At 73.7% G+C, this 16,690-nt stretch carries 11 protein-coding genes; 3 read left to right on the top strand and 8 right to left on the bottom strand.

Features of this window, described 5'->3' with window-relative positions; translation table 11 throughout:
- Nucleotides 1-499: 499 nt before the first annotated feature.
- From AC1Q49_RS11380 to ypfJ, 3 genes are all read right to left on the bottom strand, one after another.
- Nucleotides 500-2,068, bottom strand: a complete 1,569-nt coding sequence (locus AC1Q49_RS11380; protein WP_492492248.1) for a DEAD/DEAH box helicase — start codon at nt 2,066-2,068, stop codon at nt 500-502.
- A gap of 300 nt (nt 2,069-2,368) precedes the next feature.
- Entirely contained in the window at nt 2,369-3,343 is a 975-nt protein-coding gene (pip, locus tag AC1Q49_RS11385) for a prolyl aminopeptidase (RefSeq protein ID WP_492492250.1), read from the bottom strand.
- The gene (gene ypfJ / locus AC1Q49_RS11390) at nt 3,340-4,206 is read right to left on the bottom strand and encodes a KPN_02809 family neutral zinc metallopeptidase (RefSeq protein ID WP_492492252.1); all 867 of its coding nucleotides are present in this window, start codon (nt 4,204-4,206) and stop codon (nt 3,340-3,342) included. Before ypfJ ends, pip begins: the two co-directional genes overlap by 4 nt.
- A 45-nt stretch (nt 4,207-4,251) precedes the next feature.
- Here ypfJ and AC1Q49_RS11395 point away from each other — a divergent pair, with 45 nt between their 5' ends.
- From AC1Q49_RS11395 to AC1Q49_RS11405, 3 genes are read left to right on the top strand one after another with little or no spacing between them, the layout of a single operon-like run.
- Nucleotides 4,252-5,256: a malate dehydrogenase gene (locus tag AC1Q49_RS11395; protein ID WP_492492254.1), complete on the top strand. Its 1,005-nt coding sequence runs from the start codon at nt 4,252-4,254 to the stop codon at nt 5,254-5,256.
- 7 nt (nt 5,257-5,263) lie between these two features.
- Complete coding sequence (locus AC1Q49_RS11400; protein WP_205281813.1) at nt 5,264-7,087, top strand: cation:proton antiporter; 1,824 nt, start codon at nt 5,264-5,266, stop codon at nt 7,085-7,087.
- Nucleotides 7,088-7,136: 49 nt separating this feature from the next.
- Nucleotides 7,137-7,574 (top strand): recombinase family protein, encoded by a 438-nt coding sequence (locus AC1Q49_RS11405; RefSeq protein WP_060961130.1) that lies wholly within the window; start codon nt 7,137-7,139, stop codon nt 7,572-7,574.
- A 120-nt stretch (nt 7,575-7,694) separates the two neighbouring features.
- Here the strand turns inward: AC1Q49_RS11405 and AC1Q49_RS11410 are convergent, their stop codons facing one another.
- From AC1Q49_RS11410 to AC1Q49_RS11430, 5 genes are all read right to left on the bottom strand, one after another.
- Entirely contained in the window at nt 7,695-7,991 is a 297-nt protein-coding gene (locus AC1Q49_RS11410) for a WXG100 family type VII secretion target (RefSeq protein ID WP_060961131.1), read from the bottom strand.
- Nucleotides 7,992-8,124: 133 nt separating this feature from the next.
- Nucleotides 8,125-12,609, bottom strand: coding sequence for a type VII secretion EssC family protein (locus AC1Q49_RS11415; protein WP_492492258.1), 4,485 nt, complete (start codon nt 12,607-12,609; stop codon nt 8,125-8,127).
- Nucleotides 12,606-13,403 (bottom strand): FHA domain-containing protein, encoded by a 798-nt coding sequence (locus AC1Q49_RS11420; protein ID WP_061781922.1) that lies wholly within the window; start codon nt 13,401-13,403, stop codon nt 12,606-12,608. The genes AC1Q49_RS11415 and AC1Q49_RS11420 overlap by 4 nt, the downstream gene beginning before the upstream one ends.
- Nucleotides 13,400-15,082 (bottom strand): serine/threonine-protein kinase, encoded by a 1,683-nt coding sequence (locus AC1Q49_RS11425; protein WP_492492260.1) that lies wholly within the window; start codon nt 15,080-15,082, stop codon nt 13,400-13,402. Before AC1Q49_RS11425 ends, AC1Q49_RS11420 begins: the two co-directional genes overlap by 4 nt.
- Nucleotides 15,079-16,677: an FHA domain-containing protein gene (locus tag AC1Q49_RS11430; RefSeq protein WP_492492262.1), complete on the bottom strand. Its 1,599-nt coding sequence runs from the start codon at nt 16,675-16,677 to the stop codon at nt 15,079-15,081. The genes AC1Q49_RS11425 and AC1Q49_RS11430 overlap by 4 nt, the downstream gene beginning before the upstream one ends.
- Between the last annotated feature and the right edge of the window lie 13 nt (nt 16,678-16,690).

Raw genomic sequence — 16,690 nt, forward strand, 5'->3', positions numbered from 1 at the left:
GGGTGGGCGGCCGCCGGTGGCGGGGTGGTCGGGTGACCAACGCCGGACAACGGTCAGCTCACTCGCGGGCCCGCCGCAGAAACCCGCGGGTCGTCGGGGGCGCCAGCGTCGATCGTCCGACGTTCGTCACGGCGAACCGGCGACGACCCGTGGCGGCGTGCGTGGGCGCGTCCGCACCGGTGGTCGCGTAACCAACGCCGGACAACCGTCAGCTCACCCGTGAGCACGCCGCACAAACCCGCGGGTTGTCGGCGGCGCCGGCGTCGATCGTCCGACGTTCGTCACGGCGAACCGGGGACGACCAGTGGCGCGGTGGGCGCGGCGGCGGGTGGGCGCGGGTGGCACCGGTGGGCGCGTGACCAACGCCGGACAACCGTCAACTCACCCGCGGGCGCGCCGCAGAAGCCCGCGGGTCGTCGCCCGCGCCGGCGTCGATCGTCCGACATTCGTCACGGCGAACCGTCGAGGCCCGTGAGGGCGCGGCCCCGACCGCCCGGAATCAGCGTCCGGAGCGGCGCGGGCCGCCGTTCTGCCGCACGACCGATCCCACCATGAGCTTGCCGCCGGTGGCACCGGTTCCCCCGGCGTGCGTGGCGCGGCGTCCGGCCGTGCGCGCGTTGCCGGATGCCGCGGGCTGCGCGGCGGCACGGTGATCGCGAGCCGGGCGCTGCTCGCGACCGCCGGCGGCACGGTCGGCGGCCGGGCGTCCGGCGCGGTCCGCGCGGGGCTGATCCTGGCTGCGCTGGCCGTTGCCACGGCCGCCGCGGCCGCCCTGGCCGGCCGGCGCGCCCTCGCGGGCCGCGCGCTTGCGCTGCGCATTGGCGCCCTGGCTGCGACCGCCGCCGCCCTGGCCACGGCCGGGCTGCTCGGACTTCGGCGCGGGTGCGACGTAGGGGGCGACCTCACCGACGAGCGCGGTGACCTGCGGGGAGGTCGGCGTCACGGGCACGGGGGTCGCGGTGATCGCGGCCTTGCGGAGGAGGTCCTTGACGTCCTTCTCCTGACCGGGCAGCACGAGCGTGACGACCGAGCCCTCGGCGCCGGCGCGGGCCGTGCGGCCGGAGCGGTGCAGGTACGCCTTGTGCTCCATGGGCGGGTCGACGTGGATGACGAGCTCGACGTCGTCGACGTGCACACCGCGCGCGGCGACATCGGTGGCGACGAGCACCTTCGCGGCGCCCGAACTGAAGGCGGCGAGGTTGCGGTCACGGGCGGGCTGCGACAGGTTGCCGTGCAGATCGACCGACGGGATGCCCTGCGATGTCAGCTGCTGCGCGAGCTTCTTGGCGTGGTGCTTGGTACGCATGAAGAGGATGCGACGGCCGGTGCCCGAGGCGAGCGTGCGCACGAGCTCCTTCTTCTCCTCGACGCCGCCGACGTGGAAGACGTGATGGGTCATCGCGGCGACGGGCGAGTGCGCCTCGTCGACCGAGTGCAGCACCTCGTTCTGCAGGAACCGCTTCACGAGCTTGTCGACGCCGTTGTCCAGCGTGGCGCTGAACAGCAGGCGCTGCCCGTCGCGCGGGGTCTTGTCGAGGATGCGCGTGACCGAGGGCAGGAAGCCCAGGTCGGCCATGTGGTCGGCCTCGTCGATGACGGTGATCTCCACGGCATCCAGCTTCACGAAGCCCTGCGAGATGAGGTCTTCGAGGCGGCCGGGGCAGGCGACGACGATGTCGACGCCGGCCTTCAGCGCGGCGACCTGGCGGTTCTGGTTGACGCCGCCGAAGATCGTCGTGGTCTTCATGCCGTACGCGGCCGCCAGCGGCTCGAGGGTCGCGTTGATCTGCGTGGCGAGCTCACGCGTCGGCGCGAGCACGAGACCGAGGATGCGGCCGGAGCGGCGGCTGCCGCCGGCGAGCGGGCCGCCGAGGCGGGCGGCGAGGGGGATGGAGAAGGCGAGGGTCTTGCCCGAGCCGGTCTTGCCGCGGCCGAGCACGTCGCGGCCGGCGAGCGTGTCGGGCAGGGTGTCTACCTGGATGGGGAAGGCGGTGGTCTTGCCGTCCTTCGCGAGCACGTCGAGCAGGGGGGCGGGCACGCCGAGCGCGCCGAAAGTGATGTCAGACATGGTGATGTTTCTGGGCGGGACGCCCGGATCGGTGGCCTCTGCGCGGATGCGCACAGGGTCGCCGTACGAAGAATGTCAGCCGATCATCCGGTCGGGGCCGGGCGGCGAGGGAAGCGTTCTACGACGCGAGAGCGCCGATTCGGCGCTGCAAGTACCCCCATCCTAGCAGTCCCCCCACCCTCCCCCTTCTCGCCGAGCCGCTATCGCCCGGCCGAGCCGCCACGATCCGGCCGGTACGGCGCGTGGCGGCTCGCACGCGGAGTAGCGGCTCGCGTTCCAGAGGGGGGAGAGAGGAGGGGGCTAGGCGAAGCGGTCGGTGGCGGCGCGGAGGGCGCGGGCGATGCCGGGCTCGGATGTCGAGTGGCCGGCGTCGTCCACGACGACGAACTCGGCCTCGGGCCACGCGCGGTGGAGGTCCCATGCCGTCATGATCGGGGTGCAGACGTCGTAGCGCCCCTGGACGATGACGGCGGGGATGTCGCGGATCACGCCGACGTCGCCGATGAGCTGGCCCTCGCGCAGCCACCCGCCGTGAACGAAGTAGTGGTTCTCGATGCGGGCGAACGCCACGGCGGTCGCGGCGTCGGTCATCGAGGCAACCAGATCGGGATCGGGGTGGAGGGTGAGCGTCGACATCTCCCACGTGGTCCACGCGATCGCCGCCGGCTCGTGGACGGCGGGATCGGGGTCGGTGAGCCGCCGGTGGTAGGCCTCGATCATCCGCGAGCGCTCGAGCACGGGGATCGGCGCGACGTACGACTCCCACAGATCGGGGAAGATCGCCGACGCGCCACCCTCGTAGAACCACTCCAGCTCGTGGCGACGCAGCGTGAAGACGCCGCGCAGCACGATCTCGCTGACGGCATCCGGGTGGCACTGCGCGTAGGCGAGGGCGAGGGCGGAGCCCCACGATCCGCCGAAGACCTGCCACCGGTCGATCCCGAGGTTGCGCCGCAGCAGCTCGATGTCGGCCACCAGGTGCCAGGTCGTGTTGAACCGCGGATCGGCGTCGGGCGCGCTCATGTGGGGCGTCGACCGGCCGCAGCCGCGCTGGTCGAACAGCACGATGCGGTACCTCTCCGGGTCGAAGAAGCGGCGGTGCCACGGCGAGGTGCCGCCGCCGGGACCTCCGTGCAGGAACACGACGGGCTTGCCGTCGGGGTTGCCGGACTGCTCCCAGTAGACCCGTTGGCCGTCGCCGGCCAGCAGGTACCCCGTCTCGTAGGGCTCGATCGCGGGGTACAGGATGTCGTCGAGGTGCGCCGGCCCGTTCACAGTTCTCCTCCCGACACCAAGAAGGTGTCGCAGGCGTCGAGCCCGCTCTGGTAGCCGGTGGTGAACCAGCGCTGGCGCTGCCCGCTCGACCCGTGGGTCCAGGTCTCGGGGTTGACCCGTCCGGACTGCGCCTGGATGCGGTCGTCGCCGACGGCGGCCGCCGCATCGAGCGCGTCGCGCAGCTGCGCGTCGGTGGGCTGCTGCAGGTAGGCCACGCCGTTCGCGTCCGTCGTGGAGGTCGCATCCGCGATCCACGCGCCGGCGAAGCAGTCGGCCTGCAGCTCGGTGCGCACCCCGTTGCTGGTCGGCCCGGTGCCGTCGTTCGGGTACTGGTCCATGATCCCGGTGATCTGCTGGATGTGGTGGCCGTACTCGTGCGCGAGGACGTAGAGCTGCGCGAGGTCGCCCGCCTGCGCTCCGAACTGGCTGCGGAGCAGGCCGAAGAACGTCGGATCGACGTAGATGGTCTCCTCCGGCGGGCAGTAGAACGGGCCCGTCGCGTTCGAGGCCGTGCCGCACCGCGTCGAGGTCGACCCGTCGACGATGATCAGCTGCGGCGCACGGTAGCCCTGCACCTGATCGGCCCAGTAGCCGTCGAGCGCCTTCTGGCCGAACACGAGCCGGCAGTCGTCGTTCGCGTTCGCGTCGGCGCCGGTGTCGCAGCCCGCGATGGCGGAGTCCTGCCCGCCGCCCGTGCCGCCGAGCAGGCTCGTGACGTCGCCGCCGGTGAAGAGCACGAGCAGGAGCACCGCGATCCCACCGAGGCCGGCCAGCCCGCCGCCGGCGACGGCCGCGGCACCTCCCCCGCGGCCTCGTCGCCGTGCGGTCGTCCCTCCCAGCTCTGCATTGCTGTTGAAGGTCATGCCCCACCGTACCGCCACCGGGCTCGCCCCCGTAGGCTCAGATCCATGGATGCCACGACAGTCACCGTGACCGGAGCCGGCGGACAGATCGGCTACGCGCTGCTGTTCCGGATCGCCGCCGGCGACATGCTCGGCGCCGAGCGTCCGGTGCGTCTGCGCCTGCTGGAGATCCCGCAGGGGCTCGCCTCCGCCGAGGGGGCGGCACTGGAGCTGCAGGACTGCGCGTTCCCGCTGCTGGCGGATGTCGAGATCACCGACGACCCGCGCGTCGCCTTCGACGGCGCCAACATCGCGATGCTCGTCGGAGCCCGTCCCCGCTCGGCCGGAATGGAGCGCGCCGACCTGCTGGCGGCCAACGCGGGCATCTTCGGTCCGCAGGGCGCGGCCCTGAACGCGGCGGCCGCCGACGACGTGCGCGTCGTGGTGGTGGGCAACCCCGCCAACACCAATGCGCTCATCGCGGCGGCATCCGCCCCCGACATCCCGGGCGAGCGCTTCGCCGCGCTGACGCGCCTCGACCACGACCGCGCACTCGCCCAGCTCGCCGCCGCGCTGGAGACGCCGGTGGCGGCGCTGCGCGGCGTCATCGTCTGGGGCAACCACTCGGCGACGCAGTTCCCGGACGTCGCGCACGCGACGGTGGCGGGACGCCCGGTGACGGACGCGCTGGCCGAGCGTCTCGGCGGCAGCGCGGCGGCGGCCGCCTGGCTCGACGAGGCGTTCGTGCCGCGGGTCGCCCAGCGCGGTGCCGAGATCATCTCGGTGCGCGGATCGTCGTCGGCCGCGTCGGCGGCCCACGCTGCGATCTCCCACGTCCGCGACCTCGTGCACGGCACCGGCGACGACTGGACGTCGGCGGCGGTCCTGTCGCACGGCGAGTACGGCGTGCCGGCGGGGCTCTACTCGTCGGCGCCGGTCACGAGCGACGGCACGGCGTACCGCGTCGTCGACGGGCTGGAGCTGGACGAGCGCGGCCGCGCCCGCCTCGACGCCTCGGTGGCCGAGCTGGTCGCCGAGCGCGACGCGGTGCGCGCCCTCGGTCTGATCTGAGTCCGCGGTGAGCGACCTCACCTGGCTGATCGCGGGCATCGCGGTCATCGGCGTCTCGACGGTCCTCGCGCGGCGGCTCGGCGTCGCGGGGCCGCTGATCCTCGTCGCGATCGGTCTCGTGGCGTCGCTGCTGCTGCCGGCGTTCTCGGTGCCGCCGGACCTCATCCTGGTCGGCATCCTCCCGCCCCTGCTCTACGCCTCGGCCGTGCGACTGCCGGCGGTCGAGTTCCGTCGCGACGCGATGCCGATCGCGGGCCTGGCCGTCGTGCTCGTCGTCATCAGCGCCCTGGCCCTCGGCACCCTGTTCTACTTCGCCATCCCGGGACTCGACTTCGCGCTCGCCGTCGCCCTCGGCGCCATCCTCAGTCCCACGGATGCCGTCGCCACCTCGATCGCGAAGAAGCTCGGCATCGCGCCGCGGGTCATCACGATGCTGGAGGGCGAGAGCCTGCTGAACGACGCCACCGCGCTCGTGCTGCTGCGCAGCGCCGTGGCGGCATCCGCGGCGGGGTTCTCGCTGGGCAGCACGATCGGCGCGTTCGCGTGGGGCGTGCTGGTGGCGGTCGTCATCGGCGTCACCGTGGGCGTGCTCACCCTGCGGATACGGCGGTGGATCGGCGAGCCGGTCGCCAACACGGCGATCGGCTTCATCGTGCCGTTCATCGCGTACCTGCCCACCGAGCACCTGGGCGGCTCGGGCCTCGTGGCCGCCGTGGCCGCGGGCATCACGACCGGTCAGGGTGCCGCACGGTGGTCGACCCCCGAGCAGCGGGTCTCCGACGAGCTGAACTGGCACACCCTCGAGCTGCTGCTGGAGGGCGCGGTCTTCCTCATCATGGGGCTCGAGCTGCGCGACATCGTCACCGGCAACATCGACAAGCACAACGGTGTGGGCATCGGCATCACGCTGGCACTGGTGGCGCTCGCGATCGTGCTGGCCGTGCGCGCGCTCTACGTGTCGGGACTCGTGTTCCTCATCGACCGCCGCGCCCGGCGGATGCAGCGCGACCGGCTGCAGGCGTTCAGCGACCGCCTCGACGCCTTCGATCCGGGCACGAGCGATCTGCGCGAGCTGAGACCGCCGCGCGAGGACGGGGACCCCGCCGGCGGGGAGCGGCCGGGGCTGCTGCGACGCACGGCGCGCGGCACCGCCCGCCGCCTGGCCCGTCGCGTCGCACGTCGAGAGCCGGATGCCGCCGCCACGCAGCAGCGCGTCGAAGGGCTCCGGGCGCGGATCGGCCGGGTGCTCAACGACATGGACTACTACCAGGGCTCGCCCCTCGGGTGGAAGGACGGGGTGGTCATCGTCTGGGCCGGGATGCGCGGCGTCGTCACGCTCGCGGCGGCCCAGACGCTCGAGCCGTCCACCCCCGCGCGGGAGCTGCTGATCTTCATCGCGTTCGTCGTCGCCCTCGTCAGCCTCATGGTGCAGGGGCTCACCCTCCCCTGGGTGATCCGCATGCTGAAGATCCCCGCGAGCACGGGCGACGGCGGCTCGGCGGAGGAGGGCGAGCGGCTGGACGACGAGCTGCGCGAAGCCGCCCTCGCGCGGCTGCGCACGCCCGGGCTGGCGGATGCGAGCGGCGTGCCCTACCCGCCGGAGGTGCTCGCGAAGCTGGCCGAGCGGATGAGCGCTCCCCGGATCGAGTCGCCCGAGATCAGCTCGGCCGGCGTGATCGACCTGCGGATCGCGCTGATCGAGGCGATGCGGGAGCGGCTCGTCGACGTCTCGCGGGAGGGGTCGTATTCGTCCGCGGCGCTGCGCCACGCCCTCGCACAGCTCGACGCCGACCAGCTGAGCATGCAGCTGCGCCGCCTCGAGGACGACTGACGCGCGCCGCTGCACGTCGCACACGTGCGTGTCGGCGCCGTGGGACAGAATGGATGCCGTGAGCACCCCGCATCCGGACGACCAGCGCGCCCCCGCCGACTACGCGGAGTCGATCGCGCTGCCCGCGGTCACCTCCGCGGTGCCCGTGGTCGTCTCGGGCACCGACTGGTGGGCCGCCCGTCCGGCGGGCTCGCGACTGGTGGGGCTCGTGGTCGCCCGCGACGACCTGCCGTCCGTGATCGCCCAGCGCGACGCCCTGGCGGAGTTCGGGGTGCCGATCGAGGGCTTCCGGCATCCCGCCCCCGAAACCGGCGAGAGCTGGTCGGAGCGCCTCACGCGCCTGTTCGGCCGACTGGTGTCGGGCGACGTGGTCGTCGTGGCCGACAAGCACGCCCTCGGGCGCACGGTCGACGAGGAGACCCACGCGATCGCCGAGCTGCGCCGCCGCGGGATCATCGTGAAGGTGCTCGGCCACTCCCGCGGCTGACGCCTCCGGCGGCGATCGTCGTCCCCCGAGGTTCGCGAGGCCCTCCACCCGCGGCGTCGGAGCACCGGGGTGGAAGGCCTCGTGAACCTGCGGAGCGCGTGCGCGCTCCGCAGGTCGACATCACTGACCGAGCTGGCTGGCGAGCTGCTCGTCCGTCGACTGGAGGGCCTGAGCGGCCTTCTCGAGGAAGGCGGCCATGCCCTCGATGCCCTGGACCGTCTTGGTCGCACCGGTGGTGAACTCGGTGTACGAGGCGTCGAACGCGCCCGAGGCACGGCTCGTGGTGAAGCCGTCCTGGACCAGCTGGGCGACCAGCTGACGCAGGCGCTGGAGGTTCGCCTCGAGCTCGCTCTGGCCGTCACGCAGGCGCGAAGCGGCCGAGTTCATCTGGTCGTAGGTGACATTCAGATTGGCCATGAGGGCCCCTTTCATCTGGCCCGGCCGGTGTGCCGGGAGGTCTTGTTGTTTCGACGATAGGCGGCGGTGCCGCCGGTGACCATGGGCAGAACTCCCCATGAGCGCTCCGTGCGGGCGACGTTCGCGCGCCCCGTCACGAGACGGCTCCCGTCGCCGCCAGCTCGGCCGCCGCGGTCGCGATCGGGAACTGGATGCGCACCGTCTTGCCGCGGTGGGCGAGGATGCCGCGCCCGACGGGCAGCTCGCCGCGGACGAGGCGCGGGAACGGGGTCTTGAGCACGACCTCGCCGTCGATGGTCTCCGGCTGGAGCACCACGCCGCGGCGCGCCGCCTTGATCTCGCCGAGCAGGCCGAAGTTCGTCGTCCACTCGCTCATCTCGCCGACGACGACGAAGAAGACCTCGCCGCGGCCCGCGCGCTTCACGAGGGTGGAGAGGTTCATCTCGATGAGAGAGGTGGCGAACTCGCCGATGCCCTCGAGCACGACGATCGGCACGGCGCCGCCCTCCGCGGTGCGGTCGGCGGCCTCGTCGACGGCACCGAGCACCGCCATCGCCGCCGAGGCGGATTCGGCGGTGGACGTCCACGCGACGGCATCCTGCACCGGGGAACGGCGATCGCCGATGTAGAAGGCGGCCGTGTCGGGCCGTGCGCGCAGGGTCTGGCGGACGATGGCGGCGGCGGCGTTGGAGCGTCCGGCACCGGGCGAGCCCGCCACGATGAACGTGCCCGCCGGCTCGATGCCGTAGGGGCCGAGATCGAGGTCGGACAGGCCGATGGCGACCCCCGTGCCCGCCGTCGGCGGCAGCTCGTCGATCGCGTACTCGACGGGAAGCGCGCGGATGCCGGGGGCGGGCGTCGTGCCGCGGCGGATCATCGCCTCGGCCATACGATCGATCGCCAGCGACTGGTCCTTCGTGCTCGCGGTGCCGCCGATCACGGCGATCTGCGCTTCGTGGTCGTCGACGATCGCCCGCCCCGGCGCCGCGTCGGGCCCGAGGATGTCGCGCGGCATCCCGAGCAGCGCGTAGCCGTCCTCATCCGCCATGCGCAGCACGATGCGGCGCTGGATCATGGCCTGCAGCGAGGTGGGCACGCTCTGCCCGCGGTCGGCCGTGAGGGCCACGTGGATGCCGAGGCCACGACCGTCGGTGAGCACCTGCTGGAACGCACGGTAGGACTCCGCGCGACCGGGCACCCCCTCGAAGGCGGAGCGGAAGGCGGGGAAGCCGTCGACGAGCAGCAGGATGCGCGGCTCGTCGCCGCGGCCGGCGAGCGTGCGGTACTCGGTCAGGGTCGACGCGCCGGACGCCGCGTACGCGTCACCGCGGCGGTCGAGCTCGGCCCGCAGCATCCCGAACAGCCGCTCGATGCGCTCGGTGTCGTCGCCCGAGATCACCGCGCCGACGTGCGGCAGCGACTCCAGCATGCGCAGTCCGCCGGTGGCGGCATCCAGCCCGTACACGTGCACGGGTCCCCCGCGCGGCGTGATCCCGGCCGAGACGGCGAGCGTGCGCAGCGCCACCGACTTGCCGGAGCCGCCCGTGCCGAAGACGGCGAGGTGGCCCTCGGTGTCGGGTTCGAAGAAGAACGGCACCTGGTCCTGGCGCTCGGGCACGTCGACGACACCGAGCACCAGCCGCGCGTCGGTGCGCTGGTGCAGCTTGGTCTGGTCGAACGTCCGCGCGAGCTCGTCGAGCCACGGGCGCCGCGGCGGAGCGATGCGGGCCAGCTGGGCCGCGTCGCCGAAGCGGGCGACCAGGAGCTGCTGGTCGTTCGGGCCCAGATCCTCGGTCTCGGCGGGGGCCTCGGAGACCGCGGGCTTCTCCCACAGGGGCGCCTCGCCGAGCAGGAACGGGCGGACCTCCACCGCCGGCTCGGGCTCGGCGCGCAGGCTCCAGCCGCCGGAGTAGGCCGACTGGAAGAGGCTCATGCGGCCCGGTCCGGTCTTCGCGATGCCGCGCCCGGGGATGCCCGGGTCGAACAGCGCGGCCTCCTTCGAGCCGATGACGTCGTCCGAGTCGGTCTCGTCGGCCATGCGGAGGGCCACGCGGAGGTTCGTGTTGGCACGCAGGTTGTCCTTGATGACACCGGCCGGACGCTGCGTCGCCATGATGAGGTGGATGCCGAGGGAGCGCCCGCGCTGGGCGATGTCGACGACACCGTCCACGAACTCGGGCACCTCTTTGGCGAGGGCGGCGAACTCGTCGATCACGAGCACGAGGGCGGGCGGCGCATCGGGGTCGGCGGCCTTCTCGAGCTCGAGGAGGTCCTTGGCCTTCTTGCGGTTGAAGAGGTGCTCGCGGTGGTGCAGCTCGGCGCGCAGGCTCGTCAGGGCGCGGCGGACCAGGTGCGGACTCAGATCGGTGACGAGACCCACGCAGTGCGGCAGGTTGACGCAGTCGGCGAAGGCCGAGCCGCCCTTGTAGTCGACGAAGAGGAACGTCACGCGCTCGGGGCTGTACTCGGCGGCCATGCCGAGCACCCACGCCTGCAGGAACTCGCTCTTGCCCGAGCCGGTCGTCCCGCCGACGAGGGCGTGGGGGCCCTGCTGGCGGAGATCGAGGTGCAGCGCTCCCTGCGCCCCCTGGCCCACCAGGGCGCGCAGCTTCGGCTGGTAGCCGGCGCCGGAGCGCGTCGCGCGGATCGACGCGTTCTGCGTCCAGCGGTCGATCACGGCGTCGGCGCTGGTCGCCATGTCGGGGCCCAGCAGCTGCAGCAGCGGGATCGTGCGCGGCACGTCACCGGCATCCTCGGCGACGTCGCCGATGTCGGTGATGCGCGCGAGCGCCCGGGCGACGACGCCGAAGCGCGCGGCGTCGAGAGCCTCGACGCGCAGCGGCGCGACGACGGCGCCCAGGCGCACGAAGTGCGCGCTCGCATCGCCGTCGGCGGGCAGTTCGACCCACGTGCGGCAGGCCGCGGGCAGGTGCTCCACCTTCGAGACGGCCCACACCGGGACGACGCCGCTGCCGGCGGCCCGCTCGCTGAGCTGGATCAGCCGGCCGCGGTCGACGGGGGCGTCGGGCGTGATGATGACGACATATGCCGGAAGCGGCATCTCCTCCTCGCGCCCGCGGGACTCGCCCACCTCGGCGCCGGCGGAGGTCGCGGCATCCGTCGCCTTGAGGGCCCGCAGCCGCCGCAGCCGCTTCGTGCGGGTGTCGACGAGCTCCTCGAGCTGCGCGAGCAGCCGCGAGGCGGTCGCGGCGTTGTCGGCGATGGGTGCCGTGCCCAGGGCGTCCTCGGCGGCCCACGTGTGCGGCAGCCACTTCAGGTCGGCGAGCGCCGCGCGGGTGGCGGGGCCCACGAAGGCGACGATGTGGACGTCCGACGGTGCGTGCAGACCCGCCGTCTGTGCCAGGAGCGCGCGGGCGGTGTCGCCGACGCGCGCGGTCGCCCCCGCGATGCCGATCGCCCCCGCCTCGGCGAGCGACTCGAGGATCGGCACGTCGTCGACCTCGCGGAAGGCCTCGACGACCTCGTCGAGACGGTCGACGTACGAGGGGATCGCCGCATCGCGCTTGGTGGACTCCGCGACCGTGTTGCGGCTCGCAGCGGTGCCGTCACCCAGACGCACGTGCAGGAACGACCAGTGCTCGGGCCGGCGCGTCCAGACCAGCGGACCGGCGGCGAGCGCGTCGGCGCAGATCGGGTCGAGCTCGGGCACCTCGCCGCGGCGGACGCGACGCTCGGTCTCGCGCTCCTGCTCCAGACGCGAGGAGAGCCGCGTCAGCTGCTGCTCGAAGCGGTCCTTGTCGCGCTGCAGCTGCGCGCGCCCCTGCAGGCGCGTCGTCAGCCACGTGCCCAGCATCAGCAGCGGGGATGCCGCCACGAACACGAGCGCCATCGGGTTCCTCATCACGAAGAACAGCACCGCACCCATGATCACGGGCGCGATCATCGCGAGCCACGGGAACATCTGCGGCGCGGGCGGCGCGGGCAGGTCGGTGCCCGGCAGCTCCTCGCCGAGGTAGCGGGCCTCGACCCGCGGCGAGCGCACGAACGGGACCTGCCGCCAGGTCGAGGGCGCGACGGTCGCATCTCCGGCCGCGGTGATGCGCACGCGCGTGTCGCCCAGGACGGCGTCGATCTCGCCGTCGGCGGCGGTCAGATAGGTGACCGGTGCGCCGTCGACGAGGATGCCGTTGGCCGAGTTGAGGTCGACGAGCTCGGCCCGTCCCTGCCCCACCTCGAGCCGGGCGTGCCGCTTCGAGACGAGCGGGTCGTCCAGCACGATGTCGCACTGCGGGTCGCGACCGATGATCACGACCGTCCGCTCCAGCGGGATCGTCGTCCCGGCGCCGGGCCCGGACACGATCTCCACCTCGCCGACGCGCTGTCGCGGCTGGTAGCCGGCCGGGACGACCCGGATCGCCGACCCCGCGCCGAGCTGGACGTGGGCGACGGATGCCGCGGCATCCAGCACCTCGCCGGGTCCCTGCGCGATCGTGCCGAACGCTTCCAGGGTGACGTCCTCGCGCGGGTCGCCTCCGCCGCGGGGGTCGACCTCGGCGATGGTGCGGGCGAGGTCGCCGACGGTCGCGTCGGCGTCGGCGTTGATGACGAGATCCTCGGGTTCTCCCCCGGGTCGGACGAGGGTCGTGCGCAGCTTCATCCGTCTTCCTTTCGGCGCGGGGCGTCGTCGCCGGCCTCGCGCTCGAAGCGCGCGGGATCGTCGAGCAGGGCGAGGTCGTCGCGGACGACCAGGCGCGAGGCGACGGCGTGCTCGACGAGGCGCACCCGCCGGTTGGTCGCCGAGCTCGTCACTCCGCCGCGCAGCCCGGGGACCCCCTGACGGTCGAGCTTGTCGCACACGTTGTCGAGCTTGCGGTTGAAGCGGGTGATGCTCCAGCCCAGGCGCTGGGCCGCCGCGGCGGAGCTGGGCAGCTCGCTCATGCCGGTGCCCTCGCGGCGCAGCACGGGCTCGGCGAGGGACAGGATGAGGAGCTTCTGGCTGGGCGTGAGGGGAACGGCACCGATCGTCGACTCGCCGTCGGCCACCCGCTCCGGAACCGTCGCACGAAACGCCGGCTGCGCCGTGTGCACCGACAGCTCGTAGGTCGTGGGACCCGCGCTGAACACCACGGTCGTCACGCCGAACACGATCGGCAACCGCGCCCCCGGCGCCAGCTGCGCCTGCACGCGACCCTCCGTGTCGGTGACGGTGGCCGACAGCCGCGAGCCGATGTTGACCAGCCACCACAGTCCGCCGGACTGCTCGATGGAGAGGAAGTGCCGGTGCAGGAAACGGTTGTCGTCGATGGCGAGGTCGCCCTCGCGCCCGATGGTGAATCGCGTTCCGGACGGCACGGTGACGTACTCGCCGGCGAACTCGACGGTGATGTCCGCCCCCGTCACGTCGTCCTCGGGGGCGTCCGCGGGGGGAACGGTGTCGTGGATGTCGGTCATGGGGTGCACTTCCGTGTCTCGGTGCCCGCGGTGCCGTCCTTGCGGACGAGCGTCACCGCGATGCAGGTCGTGCCGCCGGCATCCACCGGCAGGGTCACGCTCGTCTCGGTGACCTTGCGGGTCTCGCCGTCGCCGGCGAGCGTGTACGGATACCAGAGATAGCCGTCGCCGTCCTGCGGCTCGGGATTGGTCCAGGTGAACACGGCGTCGCCTCCCTGCACCGTGCCGGCGAGCGCCTCCACCGGCGGCACGTACCCGCCCAGCGGGTCTTGCGGCGCGGCCGACGTCGTCGGCTCGTCGTCGGCGGGCGGCTGCACCGCGGGCGCCACGAGGCTGGCCCCGACGGCGACTCCCGCGACGACGACCACGGCGGCGGCGATGCCGACACCGATCCACAGTCCGCGGCGCGTGCGCGGTGCCGGCGCATCGGCGGCGGCGTCGGCCGCCTCGGCGGGATCCGCGACGGACAGCGACGCGGCGGCAGCGGCGGCAGCGGCGGCGGGGTCGACGGTGCGGGCCGCCGCGGCCGGGCCGGGTCGGCGGATCGTGGACGAGGTGTCGAGGTCCGCCGCCTGCGGCGCGATGGAGACGGGGCCCCGCAGCAACGTCGGGTCGGCGGTGTCGGTGGGAACGGGCGGCGCCGGGACGACGGCGGGCGCGGCGGCCGCGGTGGCCGCGGTGTCGTCCGTCCGGTCGCGCCGACGCGTCGGGCCGGCGGCCGGGTGGGTCTGCGGCTCGATGCTGACGATGCCGCGGACGCGGGTGAGTTCGCCGTCGACGTCGTCCTCGGCGGCGTCCTCGGGGGCGTCGTCGAGGATGTCGATCGGGGTCACCGAGTGGGCGAGCTCGATCTGCACGCGCTGGAGGGCCCGCGCGAACGCGATCGCCGAGTCGTAGCGGTCGCCGGGGCGCTTGGCCATCGCGCGCTCGAGCACGGCCTGGAGCGACGGCGGGGCGTCGGCGCGCTCCAGACGCGGCACCGGCTGGGACTCGATGCGCTGGATGAGATCGGCGCCGCCGTTGCGCCCGCCCGGCTGCTCGAACGGCGAGCGACCGGCCAGCAGCGTGTAGACGGTGGCGCCAAGGGCGTAGACGTCGGTGGCGACGCCCGAGCCGGGCACGTCGCTGAACGACTCGGGCGGCGACCACGGGATCGACATCCCCGCCGACGACTCCTCCGACTCGGCGGTCGTCGCGATGCCGAAGTCGGTGAGGGCCGGACGGTTGTACTCGGTGACGAGGATGTTCGCCGGCTTGATGTCGCGGTGCAGGATGCCGGCGCGGTGCGCGGTCTCAACGGCGGCGGCGACCTGCACGCCGACCCGCAGCGCCTCGGCGACCGAGAAGGCCGCGGCCCGCGAGCGCACCTGCAGATTGGGGCGCGAGCAGTACTCCATCACGAGGTACGGACGCCCGTCGTCCGAGACGCCCGCCTGGTAGATGGTGACGATCGCGGGATGCGTCGACAGCAGCGCCATGACGTTCGCCTCGGCGGTGAACTGCTCCGCCGATCCCGACGCCATGCGGTCGGGGAGCATGACCTTCACCGCGACCCGGCGGCGCGGCAGGTGCTGCTCGTAGAGGTAGACGTCGGCGAAGCCGCCGGAGCCGAGCACGTCGACGTAGGTGAACCCGGGCAGCGCGGGCGGCGGTGCCGGCGGACGCTTCGCGGCGCTCACGGGAGGTCCTCGAAGGTCACGGTGACCTCGTCGCCGAGGTCGAGGACGTCTCCCGTGACGACCATGGTCGGCTCGTTGGGGTGCAGTCGCACCGGCTCGTTGCCGCCGCGCAGCAGCACCGTGCCGTTGGTGGTGTCGAGGTCGGTGACGAGGACGTGCTCGCCCTCCGCGCGGATCTCCACGTGACTGCGCGAGATGTCCTGCTCGGGGCTGTCGACGGCCACGAGGGTCGGCAGCTCGGCTCCCGAGGTGCGCGTGGACTTCGGGCGACGTCCGATCACGACGGGCCGCTCGAGCTCCACGACGCGGCCGGTCGACAGCCGGATGCGGCCCCGCGCGGGGCGGCGGGCCGGGACGCTGTCCGTCGACTCGAACGCGATGCGCTCCGCGCGCATCGCCCGCACGTCCGCCACGGCGATCGTCGCGCCGTCGTGGTCGCCGAGCCCATCGGGCGTGGCCGGTGCGTCCGCCGCGGCGGGCCGCGGCGCCGCGGCGGGAGGGGCCGGGTCGGCCGACGGGGCGGGTCCGGGTTCCGCACCCGGTGCGGCGGCGGCATCCGCGGCATCCGTCTCCGCTTCGACGGGGGCGATCGCCGCCGCCGAGACGGGACGGGCGACCGTCTCGCCCCACAGCAGGTCGTACTCGTCCACGGGTGCGGGTTCGGCGTCCTCGGCGGCCGTCGCCTCCGGGATCAGCGTGTCGGCGGAGGTGTCGGCACGCGGCGCCACCCCGGGCTCGGGCGGGGATTCGGGTGCCGCATCGGACTCGGACTCGGCGGGAGGCGCGGGCTCGGCCGCCGTCGCCGCCACCGGCGCGGCCGTCTCGGCGGGTTCTGACGCCGCCGCCGGGGCGGTCGCCGCCCGCGCCCCGAACAGTCCCGGCGGCACCGAGTCGATGACGGATGCCGAGGAGGCGGCAGGTGCCGAGGAGATGGCGGGTGCCGAGGAGGCGGCAGATATCGAGGAGATGGCGGATGCCGCGGAGGCGGCAGCGGCCGGCGGCTCCTCAGCATCCGACATCTCCTCAGGATCGGACGGCTCGGCCGCCCCGGCAGCCGGCGCAGCGGATGCAGCGGATGCCGCGGATGCCGCGGATGCAGCAGCGGCGGGGACCGCCGGCTCGCCCCGGGTCGGCGACGCGCCCAGCTCCAGCCGGATCTGGTCGGCGCGCACGACGCCGGAACGCAGCGGCACGTCGGCCGCCGGCGCGGTCGTGGCCCCGGCCGGCACGATCGTCGCGCGGACCGCTCCGGGCAGGAAGCGCTCGGTCCACGTCGCGACGCCCGTACCCGACACGGCCTCGACGCCGTCGCCCTCGACGATGATCTCCACGTCACCGCGCACCGCGACGCGCACACCGCCGGGCTCGGCGATCGCGAGCGCGAACGGCGGGAGCGCAGCCAGCGAGGTGCCGAACGCGCCGGTGAGCGCCTCCAGCACCGCCCCGATCCCGCCGGTGCCGAGGCCGCGCCAGATGGTCGCCGCCGTCGCCGCCGACACGACGGGCGACAGCGCCGCCAGGGCGCCGTCGTCGACAGCCACCCACCAGGCGGCCTCGGCGTCGGCCGGCCGGTAGTCGACTCGTGTGCTCGTCATCGCATCCCCCACC

Source organism: Microbacterium sp. MPR-TSA4, from assembly GCF_058792815.1.